This window comes from Actinoallomurus rhizosphaericola (assembly GCF_024055675.1).
GTDB lineage: Bacteria > Actinomycetota > Actinomycetes > Streptosporangiales > Streptosporangiaceae > Actinoallomurus > Actinoallomurus soli.
In genome coordinates this window covers 563,733-578,470 of record NZ_JAMXMW010000003.1, presented here as the reverse complement: position 1 = coordinate 578,470, position 14,738 = coordinate 563,733, and the positions used below count along the sequence as shown (strand labels likewise).

Below are 14,738 nucleotides of genomic sequence, written 5' to 3'. Positions count from 1 at the left end.
TTTGTTGTAGACAATCTCTATCGGATCAAACCCGGGTTCACGCTCGTGACTGGCGCGCCCTCCGGATCGGCCGGTCGGACTCCACGGGCGTCGACAGGTGGTCTGCGGCCAGCCGGGTCAGCGCGCGGACGAGCACCTCACGCTCGTCCTCGGGCAGCGCCTCCAGGGCCTCGCGGTGGACGCGGTCGGCGATGCGCGTCCCCTCGTCGACGATCCGCTCGCCCGCCTCGGTGACCGAGATGATCCGCGCCCGGCGGTCCCGGCTCGACGGCCGGCGCTCGGCGAGCCCGGCCTTCTCCAGCTCGTCGACGGTGACGACCATCGTCGTCTTGTCCAGGTCGGAGATCTCGGCCAGCTGGATCTGGGTGCGCTCCTCCTCGAGGGCGTGGAAGAGCACGCAGTACGCCCGTGGGGTGATCCCGATCTCGGCGAAGGCGGCGGTCATGCGGGTCGCGAGCACATGCCCGGTGTGGGTGAGCAGGTACGACAGGTCCGGCGCGGTGCGCGACGGTGCGCTCGTGGTCATGTCCCCAATCTAACAAGTAGCGGATTATCTATGACCGTACGAAGTCGGGTGGTCAGCGTCCGGTACGCGAACGGTCAGCGGCGGCGCCGAGCCTGCTCTCATGAACGACACCTCCGCCGGAACCGCGGCAAAGGCGGGCCGCAGGGAGTGGATCGCGCTCTGCGTGCTCCTGCTCCCCCTCCTCCTCGTGTCCATGGACGTCTCGGTGCTGTACTTCGCCGTCCCGTTCATCAGCCGGACCCTGCAGCCGACGAGCACCGAGCAGCTGTGGATCTTCGACATCTACGGGTTCGTGCTGGCCGGCCTGCTCATCACGATGGGCGCGCTCGGCGACCGGATCGGCCGGCGCCGGCTGCTGCTGATCGGCGCGCTCGGCTTCGGCCTCGCGTCCGTGGCCGCGGCGTACGCGCAGAGCGCCGGAATGCTCATCGCCGCCCGCGCCGTGCTCGGGGTCGGCGGCGCGACGCTGATGCCGTCGACGCTGGCGCTGATCCGCAACATGTTCCACGACGAGAAGCAGCGCGGCACCGCCGTGGCGATCTGGTCGGCCGCCACCACGAGCGGCATCGCGCTCGGCCCGGTCCTGAGCGGGCTGCTGCTGAACCACTTCTGGTGGGGCTCGGTCTTCCTCATCAACACCCCGGCGATGGTGCTGCTCCTCGTCACCGCGCCGTTCCTGGTGCCGGAGTTCCGGAACCCGGGGGCGGGCCGGTTCGACCTGGTGAGCTCGGTCCTCTCGCTGGGCGCGGTACTGCCCGTGATCTACGGTGTAAAGGAGATCGCCGCGAACGGCGTCGACCTCCCGCGTGGCCTGAGCATCGTCGCCGGGCCGGTCATCGGCGCGGTCTTCATCCGCCGCCAGGGCCGCCGTCCCGATCCGATGATCGACCTGCGGATGTTCCGCAACCGGGGGTTCAGCGGTTCGATCGTCACGAACCTCATCGCGATGTTCGCCATGGTCGGCTTCGCGATCTTCTCGACGCAGTACCTGCAGTCGGTGCTCGCCATGAGTCCCCTGACCGCCGCCCTGTGGAGCCTGGTCCCCTCACTGGGCGTCGGTGTCGCCGCGCCCACGGCCACGCAGCTCGCCCGCCGGGTCAACCGGGCGTACGTGATCGGGGCCGGCTTCCTGGTCGCCGCGCTGGGCTTCGTCGCGCTGACGCAGGTCCGGGCGGGCTCGTCGGTCGCGGTGATCCTGGTCGGGGCCGGCGTGTACGCCATCGGCCTGGCCGTGGTGATGACGCTCGTCACCGACATGGTGCTGGGCGCCGCGCCGCCCGAGCGCGCCGGGACCGCGTCGGCACTGGTGGAGTGCGGCTCGGAGTTCGGCGGCGCCCTCGGCATGGCGATCCTCGGCAGCGTCGGGACGGCGATCTACCGCCGTGACGTCACGGACGCGCTGCCCGCCGGACTGCCGCACGGCGCGGTGCACGCCGTACGGGAGACGCTGGGCGGAGCGCTCGCGGTGGCGGGCCGGATGCCGGGCGGGGCCGGCGAGGCGATCCGGCGGGCCGCGCGTGACGCGTTCGTCGACGGCATGCACGCCGCCGCCGTGACCGGCGCCGTGATCATGATGGGCGCCGCCCTCCTGACGGTCGTCGTCCTGCGCCGGACCGAGATCGCCCAGCCCGCCGACCGGCCCGCCCCGGCATCCGGCCCGGCGAGCCCCGAGCCCTCCCTGCGCGGCTGACCGCCGGGCCCGGCGGCCCCTGCGCCGCCGACGGCCGGGTCCCGCACCACCCCTGCGCGGCCGGCCGCCGGGCCCGGCGTCCTGGAGCCGTTCTCGCGCGGCCGGCCGCCGGGCCTCAACGGTCCACGGGCCGGGAGCCGCCCGTCTCGGCGGACCGGCGGACCGCGTCGAGCAGCCGGTGCACGCGGACCCCGTGCTCGAACCCCGGTACGCGCCGGGTCCCCTCGCGGATGTCCTCCGCCAGGTGCGCGTACAGCCGGGCGACGTTCCGGGCGAACAGCGGGATCTCGCCCGGACCGCCCGCGTGCCGGTCCGGTCCCGTGTACCGGTCCGGCACGGGCAGGTCCCGCCAGGGACCGCCGGCCTCCCGGGCCTCGCGCAGCCGGGGCTCGCCCATCTGGACCTGCGCGGTCTTCCAGTCGCCCGCCACGACGACGGCCAGGTCCCCCTCGGTGCCGGTGAACTCCAGGACGGTGCGGCTCTTGCCCACCTTGGCGTCCTGCAGGTGGACCGAGACGATCGCCCCGCCGGCGAGCCCGCCGTGCAGCGCGACCTGGTCCGGGGCGGTGGCGGTGACCGTCTCGCCGGTCTCGGCGACGGTGTATCGCGGGCGGGAGACCGCCAGCGCGGCCGAGAGCCCGGTGAGGCCGCCGGCCAGGTACTCCAGGACGTCCAGGGTGTGCCCGCCGACGACCTCCAGGAGACCCGCGCGCTGGGTCTCGTCGAGGGTGTAGGCGGCCCAGGCGGGGATCCGCCCGTCCGCGCCCTTGCTCCGCGCGACGTGCACGTTCACCGCCGTGACGCGGCCGAGCCGCCCGCCCGCGAGGAGCTCACGGGCGTAGGTGATCGCCGGCGCGTACCGCGCCTGCAGGCCGATCGCGTCGTGCACCCCGGCCGCGCGCGCCGACGCCGCCAGGCGTTCCGCCTCGCCGGTGGTGAGGCCGAGCGGCCACTCGCAGTAGACGTGCTTGCCGGCCTCCAGCGCCGCGCCGACCAGCTCGGCGTGGGCGGCCACCTTGACGGTGACGGCCACCAGGTCGACCTCGGGATGCTCGGCGAGCCGGCGGGCGTCGGTGAACGCGTGCGCGGCGCCGAACGCGCGGGCGGCCTCGCGCGCGCTCTCCGGCCGGCTCGTCCCGACCGCGGTCAGCTCGTACTCCGGCAGCGCGCGCAGCGCGGGAACGTGCGCGTCCGCGGCCCAGCCGCGCTCGGGGCTCGCTCCGACGATGCCGACGCGAATCCGGTCCATGGCCACTCTCCTCCAGTGCTAAGCGGACGTCCGTCGTCCGCTTAGGGCTCGTGAGCGTACGATAAGCGGACCCACGGCGTCCACTTATCGCTAGGATGTCCTGGTGGACGCGGTGGACCGGTTGCTGACGAGTGAGACGGGGCGCGCGCCGCGGGCCGACGCGCGGCGCAACGTCGAGCGGCTGGTGGCGGCCGCCCGCGCCGCGGTCGCGGAGGTCGGGGTCGACGTCACCGCGCACGAGATCGCGCGCCGGGCCGGGGTCGGCATCGGCACGTTCTACCGCCGGGTGCCGTCCCGCGAGGCGCTGCTGGCGGCCGTGCTCGCGGACCTCCTCGACGAGATGCTCGTGATCGCCCGCCGGGCCGTCGACGACCCCGACCCCTGGCGCGGCTTCACCGGCTTCGCCACCGCGTACGTACGGCTGCGCGCGGCGAGCTGCGGGCTGAACGCCGCGCTCGGCGGCGAGTGCGGGCTCGCCCTCGACCCGCAGCTCGCGCGGGTCCGCGAGCACATCCGGCTGCTCGTCGGGCACGCCAAGGAGGCCGGGGTGCTGCGCGAGGACGTCACCTGGGAGGACGTCGCATTCCTGCTCGCCTCGGTGACCACCGCCGACCGCACCCTGGGCCTGCCCGCCGGCGACGAGCAGTGGCGGCGGAACCTCCGGATCGTCCTCGACGGCCTCCGCGCCGGAGGCATGGAGCCGCCGGAGGAATCCGCGGCGGGTCGGCGCGGTTGACGATCTCCGGAGACCGCGCGAGTCGCGATCCGGAGGCGCCGGTCAGGATGGGCAGGTGGACCAAGATGCACGGTGAGTACAAGGTGCCGGGCGGCAAGCTCGTGGTCGTCGACTTCGACGTCGAGGACGGGCGGCTGCGGAACACCCGGGTCAGCGGCGACTTCTTCCTCGAACCGGACGAGGCGCTCACCGCCATCGACGACACGCTGAACGGACTGCCCGTCCACCTGGAGGCACGGGACATCGCGGCCCGGATCGACGCCCGGCTGCCTGCGGGCACCATGATGTTCGGACTGTCCGCCGAGGCCGTCGGGATCGCGGTGCGCCGGGCGCTGACCGACGCGACCGACTGGCGCGACTACGACTGGCGGCTGATCCACGAGGAGCCGCAGGACCCGGCGCTGCACATGGCCCTGGACGAGGTCCTCACCGAGGAAGTAGGGGCCGGACGGCGGCCGCCGACACTGCGGGTCTGGGAGTGGGCGGCGCCGGCGGTGGTGATCGGCAGCTTCCAGTCGCTGCGCAACGAGGTCGACGCCGACGCGGCGCGCCGGTACGGCGTGTCCGTGGTCCGCAGGATCAGCGGCGGCGGGGCGATGTTCATCGAGCCCGGCAACACGATCACCTACTCGCTGTACGTCCCCGACGCGCTCGTCCAGGGCATGACGTTCGCCGACAGCTACGCGTTCCTCGACGACTGGGTGCTCGGCGCGCTGGGCGAGCTGGGCATCCGGGCGTGGTACCAGCCCCTCAACGACATCACCTCCGACCAGGGCAAGATCGCCGGCGCGGCGCAGAAGAGGCTGAGCTCCGGCGCGGTCCTGCACCACGTGACCATGTCCTACGACATCGACGCGGACAAGATGCTGCAGGTGCTGCGGATCGGCCGGGAGAAGCTGTCGGACAAGGGCATCGCCAGCGCGAAGAAGCGCGTGGACCCGCTGCGGCGCCAGACCGGCCTGCCGAGGGCGCAGGTCATCGACCGGATGATCGGGCACTTCCGCGGCCGGTACGGCCTGACCGAGGACCGGCTCACGGCGGACGAGCTCGAGGCGGCGGCCAAGAGGGTGGCCGCGAAGTTCGGCACCGCCGCGTGGACGGCCCGGGTGCCCTGACCGGCTCCGGGGGTCCGCGAGACGACGCCCCCCGCGCTTCGGTTGGATGGTGTTGGAGAGGGCACGCGGAGAGAGTGCTCGGCTGAGATCCGATGAAGGGGAGACAAGGATGTCCGACCGTGTTCGGCTGGATGAGACGGAACAGTGGCAGGCGCTGCGACGGCACCGTCAGGAGCTCGGTGAGCTGCCGTTGCGCGAGTTGTTCGGCGCCGACCCCGACCGGGGCCGCCGTTACACGCTGGAGGCCGGCGACCTCTACATCGACTACTCGCGGCACCTGATCACGGACGAGACGCTCCGCCTGCTGCGAGAACTGGCACAGGCCCGTGACGTCGCCGCCCTGCGCGACGCCATGTTCGCCGGGAAGAAGATCAACGTCACCGAGAACCGCGCGGTCCTGCACACCGCCCTCCGCGCGCCCCGGGACGCGGTGGTCGAGGTCGACGGGAAGAACGTCGTCCCCGAGGTGCACGCGGTCCTGGACAAGATGGCCGCCTTCGCCGAGCGGGTCCGGTCGGGCGAGTGGAAGGGCCACACCGGCAAGCCGATCCGCACGGTCGTCAACATCGGCATCGGTGGCTCCGACCTCGGGCCGAAGATGGCGTACGAGGCGCTGAAGCCGTTCAGCGACCGGTCCCGCGACTTCCGGTACGTCTCGAACGTCGACGGCGCCGACCTGCACGAGAACATCCGCGACCTCGACCCGGCCGAGACGCTGTTCATCGTGTCGTCCAAGACGTTCACGACGGTCGAGACCATCACGAACGCCACCTCCGCGCGCCGCTGGCTGCTGTCCGCGCTGGGCGACGAGGCCGCGGTCGCGCGCCACTTCGTCGCGGTGTCCACCAACACCGAGCAGGTGGCCAAGTTCGGCATCGACCCGGCCAACATGTTCGAGTTCTGGGACTGGGTGGGCGGCCGCTACTCCGTCGACTCGGCCATCGGCCTGTCCCTGATGATCGCGATCGGGCCGGAGCGGTTCCGCGAGTTCCTCGACGGCTTCCACCGGATCGACGAGCACTTCCGTACGGCTCCGGCGGAGCGCAACGCGCCGCTCCTGCTCGGCCTGCTCGGCCTGTGGTACGACGACTTCCACGGCGCGCAGACCCACGCGGTGCTGCCCTACAGTCACTATCTCTCCCGCTTCACCGACTACCTGCAGCAGCTGGACATGGAGTCCAACGGCAAGTCGGTGGACCGGCAGGGCGAGCGGGTGGACTGGGAGACCGGCCCGATCGTGTGGGGCACGCCCGGCACGAACGGCCAGCACGCCTACTACCAGCTGCTGCACCAGGGAACGAAGCTCGTCCCGGCCGACCTGATCGGCTTCGCCAAGCCGCTCGAGGAGCTGGGGGAGCTGGCGGACCAGCACGACCTGCTCATGGCGAACCTGTTCGCGCAGGGGCAGGCGCTGGCGTTCGGCAAGACCGCCGAGGAGGTCGCCGCCGAGGGCGTGGCTCCCGAGCTGGTGCCGCACCGCACCTTCCCGGGCAACCGCCCGACGAGCACGATCCTGGCGAACGAGCTGACGCCGTCCGTGCTCGGACAGCTGATCGCGCTGTACGAGCACAAGGTGTTCGTGCAGGGCGCGATCTGGAACATCAACTCCTTCGACCAGTGGGGCGTGGAGCTGGGCAAGGCGCTCGCCAAGCGGCTCGAGCCCCAGCTGACCGCCGCCACCGCGGACACCTCCGATCTGGACGGCTCGACCGCCGCCCTGGTCGAGCGCTACCGCGCCCTGCGGGGCCGCTGACCGCTCAGGAGCCCTCGGCGGACGGCCCCTTGCGCGGCCTCGCCTGCCTCGCCCGCGGCGGGGCCTTCGCGGGAGGCGCGCCGTCCACCGGAGGCTCCCGGTCCCGCTTCGGTCCCGCGACCCGTACGTCCCGTGACGTGCGGGTCGCGGCGCGCCTCGGCCGCGACGGCGGCGTCTCCTCGGCCGGCGGCTCCGGCGTGCCCCCGGCCGCCGTCTCCGGAGCCGGTGACGCCGGCGCCGGGGTCTGCGAACGCGTCGCCTCGCCGGCGGGCGGTGCCGGAGGGGGCGTTCCCTCCGGCCGCGTCTCGACCGGTCGCGTCTCGTCGGACCGCACTTCGCCGGGGCGCGTCTCGTCCGGTCGCCTGCGGCGGCGGTGCCCCGGCGGGCGGCCGTGCCCACCGCGCCGGAACAGCCGGTGGTCCAGCGTCAGCCGTCCGCCGCCGCCCGCCGCGAACAGGAGCGAGGCCAGGCCGAGGACGAGGACCAGCTCGAAGCCGTTCCGCGCCGTCCCCTTGTCGACGAGGAACACCCCGTGCGCCGCGTGGACGAACGCGAACGCCCCGGCCATGTCCAGGAACAGCAGCGTGCCCGCCACCGGCAGCGCGACGCCGAGGATCAGCGCCGCGCCGCCCAGCAGTTCGACGAAGGTCGCGTACACGGCCGCGGCCGTCGGCGCGGGCACGCCCATCGCGTCGAACTGATGACCGGTCGCGGTCACGCCGACCTGGATCTTCTGCCAGCCGTGGGCCAGGAAGACCACTCCCACTCCGCACCGGGCGAGCAGGGCGACGGCGTCGAACACCGGCCGGCGGGGCGCGACGACTCTCTCCTCGCGCTCCTCGGTCCAGAACGCGTTCATGTCCTCGGGCGACGTCTCCATCGGTCGATGATCCTTCGGAAGCCGAATCGCCGTCCACCGGTTCCGGGAACGGACCGCATCCCCCGTCCCGGCTGCCATCATTGCCCCCATGGACCACGAGGGCATCATCGGCGACGCGGCGTTCACCGGCGAGACGGAGACGGAGCCCGACAAGGCGGAGCCGGGGAGAACGGAGGCGAGGCCGGGGGAGACGGGGCCCGACTACTCCGTGGAGCGGCGGCTGATCGCCGCCGGGGCCGCGCGCGTCGCCGGGATCGACGAGGTCGGCCGCGGCGCGTGGGCCGGGCCGGTGGTCGTGTGCGCGGCGGTCACGGACCTGACCGCGCCTCCCGCCGGGCTGACCGACTCGAAGATGCTCACCGCCCGGCGTCGCGAGCGGATCGCCGAGGAGCTGCGCGGCTGGCTGCCCGCGTACGCCATCGGCATGGCGAGCGCCGAGGAGATCGACGAGGCGGGGATGACCGAGGCGCTGCGCCGCGCGGCCGTACGGGCCCTGGAGGCGCTGCCCGAACGCCCCGACGCGATCATCCTCGACGGGAAGCACGACTACCTCGGCGGAGCCTGGCCGGTGCGCACCGAGATCAAGGGCGACCTGCGGTCGGTCACGGTCGCGGCGGCCTCCGTCCTGGCCAAGGTGCACCGGGACTCGCTGATGGCCGGGCTCGGGCACGAGGAGTACGACTTCGCGAAGAACGCCGGCTACCCCTCGCCGTCCCACCAGGAGGCGCTCCGCCGACTGGGCCCGACGCCGCACCACCGCATGTCCTGGTCCTATCTCGACGACCTGCCCGAGTGGCGGCACCTGAAGCGGCGCCGCCCGGACATCGAGGGCCAGCTGTCCCTGCTGTGACCCGTCACAGCCAGCCGTTGTGACGGGCGGCCCGCACGGCCTCGATGCGGTTGCGGGCGCCGGTCTTGCCGATCGCCGCCGACAGGTAGTTGCGCACGGTGCTCTCGGAGAGGTGGAGGCGCCCGGCGATGTCGGTGATCGTCGACCCGTCGGCGGCCGCGGACAGCACGTCGCACTCCCGTGGCGTCAGCGGGCTCGGGCCGGTGCTGAGCGCGGCGGTGGCCAGTTCGGGGTCGACCACGCGTTCGCCCGCGAGGACGCGCCGGATGGCCGCCGACAGGTCCTCGACCGGGCCGTCCTTGACGAGGAAGCCGCTCGCGCCCGCCTCCATGGCGCGGCGCAGGTAACCGGGCCGGCCGAAGGTCGTGACGATCAGGATCTTGCAGTCCGGCAGCGCGGCGTGCAGGTCGGCGGCGGCGTCGAGGCCGCTGCGCCCCGGCAGCTCGATGTCGAGGACGGCGACGTCGGGCCGGAGTTCGAGGGCGGCCGGGAGGATCCGGTCCCCGGCGGCGACCTCGCCGACGACCTCGAAGTCGTCCTCCAGGTTGAGGAGGAGGGCCAGCGCGCCGCGCATCATGCCCTGGTCCTCCGCGAGCAGCACCCTGATCAACCGACGGTCTCCTTCAGTGGCAGCGTGATGGTGAGCAGGTAGCCCCCGCCGTCGGCCGGTCCCGCCTCCAGGCGACCCGCCGCGCCGCCGATCCGCTCGGCGAGCCCGCGCAGGCCGTTGCCCTCGCCCGTACCGGAGGGGCCGTCGGCCGCCCCGGAGGGTCTCTCGCCCGTACCGGAGGGGTCCGGTCCGCCGCGGCCGTCGTCGCGGACGGACAGCACGGCCGCGCCGTCCTGCCGGATCACCGAGATCTCGCAGGTGGCCGCGCCGCTGTGCCGGATGACGTTCGTGACACCCTCGCGCACGGCCCAGCCCAGGAGGGCGTCGGCCTCCGCCGGTAGCGGGGTGCCCTCCTTGCGGACCCGGGCCGTGATCCCGGCGTCCCGCAGCGCGGTACGGGCGCCGTCGATCTCGGCGTCGAGCCCGCGGCCGCGGTAACCGGTGACCGCGAGCCGGACCTGCCGGAGCGCGTCGCGGCCGATCTCCTCGATGTCGGCGGCCTGTTCGGCGGCGAGCCCGGGGTCGCGGGCGGCGATCTTGCGCACCGCCTGGGCCTTGACGACCATCACCGACAGCGTGTGCCCGAGCAGGTCGTGCAGGTCGCGGGCGAAGCGCAGGCGCTCCTCGGAGACGGCGGTCCGGGCGAGTTCGTCGCGGGTCTCCCGCAGTTCCCGGATCGCGGCGAACAGGCGCAGCATCGTGGCGATGATGAAGCCGGACAGCAGGGTGCCGTACCAGACGCCGAGGGCGTTCCCGGCCGACGCGCCCCGAGCCCAGGCCAGCAGCGCCGCGAGCACGGACAGTGGCGCGATCACCAGCGCGGGCCAGGGCCGCCGGCCCCACGGGAGGACGACCCCGCAGGTCAGGGCGAGTGTGGACATCAGCTGGCTCATTCCGTGCCCGAACCAGCCGACCAGGATGAAGGCGTCCGCTCCGGCGGCGACGAGCAGGACGACCGCCCGCCGGTCGCCCTGGCCGCGGCGGTAGCCGTACCAGATGGCGAGGACGACGAGGACGACGTAGAGCGCCAGGAGGGGACCGGACGCCCACACCGGCCGGGCCCGGCCGTGCAGCACGTCGGACAGCGCGGAGTACCCGACCAGGAGCCACGGATAGGTCCCGTAGGGGCCGGGACCGTCGTCGATGTGGGCCGCGACGTCCGTACCCGACCCGGCGGACTCGCCGCTCGCCTCGGGCCGCGGCCGTTTCTCCTGCACGCCGGACACTCTAGGGGGGACCCGACAGGCGGCGTAGATCACTCCATCCCGGTATCCGGCGGTACAAAAGTCCCGCCAGGTGCCCTCCTTATGATCACGACCGCCGAAAAGGTGCTAGACCGGTGTTCGTGAACTGGATGCTCGCACACCTGGAGCGAATCGAGCGGCACAACGCGGACGAGCTCGAACACGCCTGCCGGATGCTCCTCGACACCGTCCTGGGCGGTGGCCTGGTGTACCTCGGCGGATCGGGCCACTCGCTGGCGATGGTGCTGGAGGGTTTCTTCCGCGCGGGCGGGCTGGCCTGTGTGCACCCGCTGTCCCGGCCGGAGATCTCCCCGCTCAACGGCGCCTGGCCGGCGACGGAGGCCGAACGCCGCTCCGGCGTGGCCGCTCCGGTGCTGGAGGCCGCGGCGCCGCGGCCGGGCGACCTGGTGATGATCTTCTCCAACAGCGGCACCAACCCGTACCCGGTGGAGCTGGCGGCCACGGCGCGGTCGTACGGCCTGCCGGTGATCGCCGTCGTGTCGGGCCCGTCGATGGCGGCGGCTCCGACCCGGGCGGGCGTGAAGCTGGGGGAGGTCGCGGATCTGGTGCTCGACACCCTGACCCCGCCGGGCGACGCCTCCTATCCCGTCGACGCCCCACGTACGGCCGCGCTGTCCTCATTGTCGTGCGTTTACCTGTGGAACCTGCTTCTCGCCAGGATGTCGGAACGCGCCGAATTGCCGCTGTGGGTGAGCGCGAACGTGCCGGGAGGAGATGAGCGCAATGCCGAACTCCTGGCCCGGTACTCGGAACGCGTGCCCGTACTAAGAACGTCGGTTATGGGGTAAGGACCTGACCTACTTGGAGGTGGCGTCATGGACAAGACGGTCAAGACGTTGCTGTCAGAAGCCGGACGAACCTTTGCCGAAGAGGCCGGGATCCCGCTGAAGGATCAGCCGGGCGCGCTGTTCAAACTCCTCGTACTCGCCAATCTGCTCAGTACCCGGATCAATGCCGACATCGCCGTCGCGGCGGCGCGGGAGCTGTTCGAGGCGGGCGGCGGAACGGCGCGCGGCATGGCGAAGCTGGACTGGCAGCAGCGCGTCGACGCGCTCGGCCGGGCCCACTACGTCCGTTACGACGAGAGCACCTCCACCCGTCTCGGGGACATGGCCGAGCTGGTCCTCGACGAGTACGCCGGCGACCTGCGCAAGCTGCCGCTGAAGGCCGAGCGCGACATCGGCCGCGCCAAGGAGCTGCTGGAGGAGTTCCCCGGCATCGGGCCGGTGGGGGCCGACATCTTCTGCCGTGAGGCGCAGGCGGTCTGGCCGTGGCTGCGCCCGTACCTCGACGATCTGACGCTGAAGGGCGCCGAGCGCGTCGGCCTGCCGACCGATCCCAAGCGCCTGGCCGACCTCGTCAAGGACCGCGATCTCGCGCAGTTCTCCGCCGCCCTGGTCCGCGTCGCCAAGGACAAGAAGCTCGCCGATCAGGTGGCGAAGGCCTAGTGACGCACGCACCCACCCCGGCCGGGGCCCGCCGCCCGGCCGGCCGGTCGGCCTCGGCCGGAGGGCGGGTGTCAGGGGCGGCGCCACTGTGCGATAACGGTCCTGACAGGGACGCGCGACACAATGGGTCCTGCCATTCGACGCCCAAGCTGCGCTATACACGTGCTCAGGCATGAGGGAGAGCGATGCGACCGTTCGGCAGATCCCGATCGCGCCCTCCGGTGGCGCGTGATCTGTTCGAACGTGCCCGTTGGCGCTATTTCCAGATCCAGCCGGGTCTGCGGAGACTGACGTTTCTGCTGTTGGTCGTGGGATCGGCGGCGGTGGCGATCGTCGCCGGTATCCCGCTGCTCACCACCGTCGTATTCGTCGCCGTGCTCCTGCTCGTCATCGACTTCACCCTCCGCTCGCCGAGCGGAATGGCGACGGCCTTCGTCGTCGCGTGCTGGCTCGCGGGCGTGATCCCGCTCAGCCGCCTGTACCCGGACGGCGGCCGTGAGGAGGTGTTCCTGGCGGCGCTGGCGCTCCCGGTCGCGTTCCTCGCCCACCGCATCCGCGCGTACGCGCCGTGGCGCACCGCCGTCGTCTCCCTCGGGCTGGCCGGGATCGTGGCCGCCGCGCTCGCCAATCCGCTGCCGAGGCTGAACGCCGCGCCGGCGTGGGTCGCGGCGTTCGCCGTCCTCGCGTACCGCTGGTGGCAGGCGCGCCGCATCGTCCCCGCCGAGGCGTACGACACCGGCTGGGCGCAGGAGGGCTACCCGGAGGAGGACGAGTACGCCGCGACGGGCCAGGTCGAGGGGCAGGTCCAGGGGCAGGGACGCGCCGAGGAGGTCCCGGACATCTCCGTCGACGAGGCGTTCGCCGAGCTGGAGGCCATGATCGGCCTGGAGCCGGTCAAACGGCAGGTGCGGTCGATCGCGGCCTCGATCGAGGCCGCGCGGATGCGCGCCGCGGCCGGGTTCCCCACCGAGAAGCCGATGCGGCATTTCGTGTTCGTCGGGCCGGCCGGCACCGGCAAGACCACCGTCGCCCGCGTCGTCGCGCGGATCTTCTACGCGTTCGGGCTGCTGCCGACCCCGCAGGTCGTCGAGGTGCAGCGCGCCGACCTGGTGGGGGAGTACCTCGGCGCCACCGCGATCAAGACCAACGAGGTCGTGGACCGCGCCCTGGGCGGTGTGCTGTTCGTCGACGAGGCGTACTCCCTGGTCAACGCGGGTGACGGGCAGCCCGACCGGTTCGGCGCCGAGGCGGTTCAGGCGCTCCTCAAACGCGCCGAGGACGACCGCGACAACGTCGTGATCATCCTGGCCGGCTACGAGGACGAGATGGAGGGCTTCCTCGCCTCCAACCCCGGCCTGGCCTCGCGGTTCGGGACGCGCGTGAAGTTCCCCGCGTACGATCCGGCGGAGCTGCTGTTGATCGCCGAGTACCACACGGGACTGCGCGGCGACCGTCTCGGCGCGGACGCGGCGCCCTGCCTGCGATCGAAGTTCGAGGAGGTGTCCCGCCGCGGCGTCCTCGACGAGCTGGGCAACGGGCGGTTCGTGCGCTCGCTGATCGAGTCCGCGGCCCGCGCCCGCGACGTCCGGATCGTCCACGGCGGCGCCGACCCCACCCCCGACGAGCTCGTGACCGTCCACGCGGTCGACGTCGAGATCGCGTTCGCCGAGCTCACCGAGCGCTACCGCGGGTACGCCGAGACGCCGACCCTGGAGGAGGCGCTCGCCGACCTGGACGGCATGATCGGCCTGGAGCCCGTGAAGCGGCAGGTCCGGGCGATCGCCGCGCAGCTGCAGGTCGCGCAGTTGCGCGAGGAGCAGGGCCTGCGCACCCACCCGCCGATGCGGCACTTCGTGTTCGCCGGGCCGCCCGGCACCGGCAAGACGACCGTCGCACGGGTGCTCGGCCGGGTGTTCGCCGCGCTCGGCCTGCTGGCCCGGCCCGAGGTCGTCGAGGCCCAGCGCGCCGACCTCGTCGGCGAGCATCTGGGGGCGACGGCCATCAAGACCAACAAGGTGATCGACTCCGCGCTCGGCGGGGTCCTGTTCGTCGACGAGGCGTACTCCCTGGTCAACGCCGGCTACTCCGGCGGCGACGCGTTCGGCGCCGAGGCGGTGCAGACCCTGCTCAAGCGCGCCGAGGACGACCGCGAGCGCCTGGTGATCATCCTCGCCGGCTACGACGAGGACATGGACCGGTTCCTGCGGTCCAACCCGGGCCTGGCCTCCCGTTTCGCCGAACGCGTGGCCTTCCCCTCGTACGGCCCCGACGAACTGCTGGAGATCGCCCTCGCGGTCGCCGCGCGGGCCGGGGACACCTGGGAGGAGGGGGCGCTGGACGACCTGGCGGGCGTCTTCCAGCGGGTCTGCGGCCTCGGAAGGATCGACGAGCTGGGCAACGGCCGGTTCGTGCGCTCGCTGTACGAGAAGGCCTGCGGCTTCCGCGACCTGCGCGTCGCCGCGCTCGGCGCGGACGTCACCACCGCCGACCTGACCACCCTGACCACCGAGGACGTCCGGGCCGCCTACACCGACCTCGCCGCCCGCCACCGCTGATCGTCGGCAGGCCGGCCTGCCCTGTCGCCTCCTCCGGCCACCGGCGAACCGTCGGCGGGGC

The 14,738-nt window shown here is 72.9% G+C and carries 13 protein-coding genes; 8 read left to right on the top strand and 5 right to left on the bottom strand.

Translation table 11 applies throughout. From position 1 onward, the window contains the following. Positions 1 to 37: 37 nt before the first annotated feature. Complete coding sequence (locus NE234_RS10330; protein WP_252778674.1) at positions 38 to 526, bottom strand: MarR family winged helix-turn-helix transcriptional regulator; 489 nt, start codon at positions 524 to 526, stop codon at positions 38 to 40. A 100-nt stretch (positions 527 to 626) separates the two neighbouring features. Between NE234_RS10330 and NE234_RS10325 the strand changes: the two genes are divergently transcribed. Then, a complete protein-coding gene (locus NE234_RS10325; RefSeq protein WP_252778673.1) occupies positions 627 to 2,216 on the top strand; it encodes an MFS transporter in 1,590 nt (529 codons plus the stop codon). A gap of 115 nt (positions 2,217 to 2,331) precedes the next feature. Here the strand turns inward: NE234_RS10325 and NE234_RS10320 are convergent, their stop codons facing one another. Beyond that, on the bottom strand, positions 2,332 to 3,465 hold the full coding sequence (locus NE234_RS10320) for a Gfo/Idh/MocA family protein (RefSeq protein ID WP_252778672.1): 1,134 nt from the start codon (positions 3,463 to 3,465) through the stop codon (positions 2,332 to 2,334). A 103-nt stretch (positions 3,466 to 3,568) separates the two neighbouring features. Between NE234_RS10320 and NE234_RS10315 the strand changes: the two genes are divergently transcribed. The 3 genes from NE234_RS10315 (at position 3,569) to pgi (ending at position 7,069) form a co-directional block, all read left to right on the top strand. Beyond that, entirely contained in the window at positions 3,569 to 4,201 is a 633-nt protein-coding gene (locus NE234_RS10315; protein ID WP_252778671.1) for a TetR/AcrR family transcriptional regulator, read from the top strand. Between the two features lie 47 nt (positions 4,202 to 4,248). Continuing rightward, positions 4,249 to 5,316 (top strand): lipoate--protein ligase family protein, encoded by a 1,068-nt coding sequence (locus tag NE234_RS10310; protein WP_252778670.1) that lies wholly within the window; start codon positions 4,249 to 4,251, stop codon positions 5,314 to 5,316. A gap of 109 nt (positions 5,317 to 5,425) precedes the next feature. Next, the gene (gene pgi / locus NE234_RS10305; protein WP_252778669.1) at positions 5,426 to 7,069 is read left to right on the top strand and encodes a glucose-6-phosphate isomerase; all 1,644 of its coding nucleotides are present in this window, start codon (positions 5,426 to 5,428) and stop codon (positions 7,067 to 7,069) included. Between the two features lie 4 nt (positions 7,070 to 7,073). Here pgi and NE234_RS45260 read toward each other — a convergent pair whose 3' ends face one another. Then, positions 7,074 to 7,949, bottom strand: a complete 876-nt coding sequence (locus NE234_RS45260; RefSeq protein ID WP_308206871.1) for a DoxX family protein — start codon at positions 7,947 to 7,949, stop codon at positions 7,074 to 7,076. An 88-nt stretch (positions 7,950 to 8,037) separates the two neighbouring features. Between NE234_RS45260 and NE234_RS10295 the strand changes: the two genes are divergently transcribed. Next, positions 8,038 to 8,799, top strand: a complete 762-nt coding sequence (locus tag NE234_RS10295; RefSeq protein WP_252778668.1) for a ribonuclease HII — start codon at positions 8,038 to 8,040, stop codon at positions 8,797 to 8,799. 4 nt (positions 8,800 to 8,803) lie between these two features. Here NE234_RS10295 and NE234_RS10290 read toward each other — a convergent pair whose 3' ends face one another. Next, positions 8,804 to 9,409, bottom strand: coding sequence for a response regulator transcription factor (locus NE234_RS10290; RefSeq protein ID WP_252778667.1), 606 nt, complete (start codon positions 9,407 to 9,409; stop codon positions 8,804 to 8,806). Then, entirely contained in the window at positions 9,406 to 10,626 is a 1,221-nt protein-coding gene (locus tag NE234_RS45255; protein WP_252778666.1) for a sensor histidine kinase, read from the bottom strand. The genes NE234_RS10290 and NE234_RS45255 overlap by 4 nt, the downstream gene beginning before the upstream one ends. A gap of 122 nt (positions 10,627 to 10,748) precedes the next feature. Between NE234_RS45255 and NE234_RS10280 the strand changes: the two genes are divergently transcribed. The 3 genes from NE234_RS10280 (at position 10,749) to NE234_RS10270 (ending at position 14,677) form a co-directional block, all read left to right on the top strand. After that, positions 10,749 to 11,462 carry a sugar isomerase domain-containing protein gene (locus tag NE234_RS10280; RefSeq protein WP_252778665.1) on the top strand — a complete coding sequence of 238 codons (714 nt, stop codon included), beginning with the start codon at positions 10,749 to 10,751 and terminating at the stop codon, positions 11,460 to 11,462. A 27-nt stretch (positions 11,463 to 11,489) separates the two neighbouring features. Beyond that, positions 11,490 to 12,122: an HhH-GDP family DNA glycosylase gene (locus tag NE234_RS10275; RefSeq protein WP_252778664.1), complete on the top strand. Its 633-nt coding sequence runs from the start codon at positions 11,490 to 11,492 to the stop codon at positions 12,120 to 12,122. A gap of 185 nt (positions 12,123 to 12,307) precedes the next feature. Next, entirely contained in the window at positions 12,308 to 14,677 is a 2,370-nt protein-coding gene (locus tag NE234_RS10270) for an AAA family ATPase (RefSeq protein ID WP_252778663.1), read from the top strand. Positions 14,678 to 14,738 lie beyond the last annotated feature (61 nt).

Coding starts and splice junctions, on each gene's coding strand:
- NE234_RS10330 (WP_252778674.1), bottom strand. CDS start 526: ATGACCACGAGCGCACCGTCGCGCACCGCGCCGGACCTGTCGTACCTG.
- NE234_RS10325 (WP_252778673.1), top strand. CDS start 627: ATGAACGACACCTCCGCCGGAACCGCGGCAAAGGCGGGCCGCAGGGAG.
- NE234_RS10320 (WP_252778672.1), bottom strand. CDS start 3,465: ATGGACCGGATTCGCGTCGGCATCGTCGGAGCGAGCCCCGAGCGCGGC.
- NE234_RS10310 (WP_252778670.1), top strand. CDS start 4,249: ATGGGCAGGTGGACCAAGATGCACGGTGAGTACAAGGTGCCGGGCGGC.
- pgi (WP_252778669.1), top strand. CDS start 5,426: ATGTCCGACCGTGTTCGGCTGGATGAGACGGAACAGTGGCAGGCGCTG.
- NE234_RS45260 (WP_308206871.1), bottom strand. CDS start 7,949: ATGGAGACGTCGCCCGAGGACATGAACGCGTTCTGGACCGAGGAGCGC.
- NE234_RS10295 (WP_252778668.1), top strand. CDS start 8,038: ATGGACCACGAGGGCATCATCGGCGACGCGGCGTTCACCGGCGAGACG.
- NE234_RS10275 (WP_252778664.1), top strand. CDS start 11,490: ATGGACAAGACGGTCAAGACGTTGCTGTCAGAAGCCGGACGAACCTTT.
- NE234_RS10270 (WP_252778663.1), top strand. CDS start 12,308: ATGCGACCGTTCGGCAGATCCCGATCGCGCCCTCCGGTGGCGCGTGAT.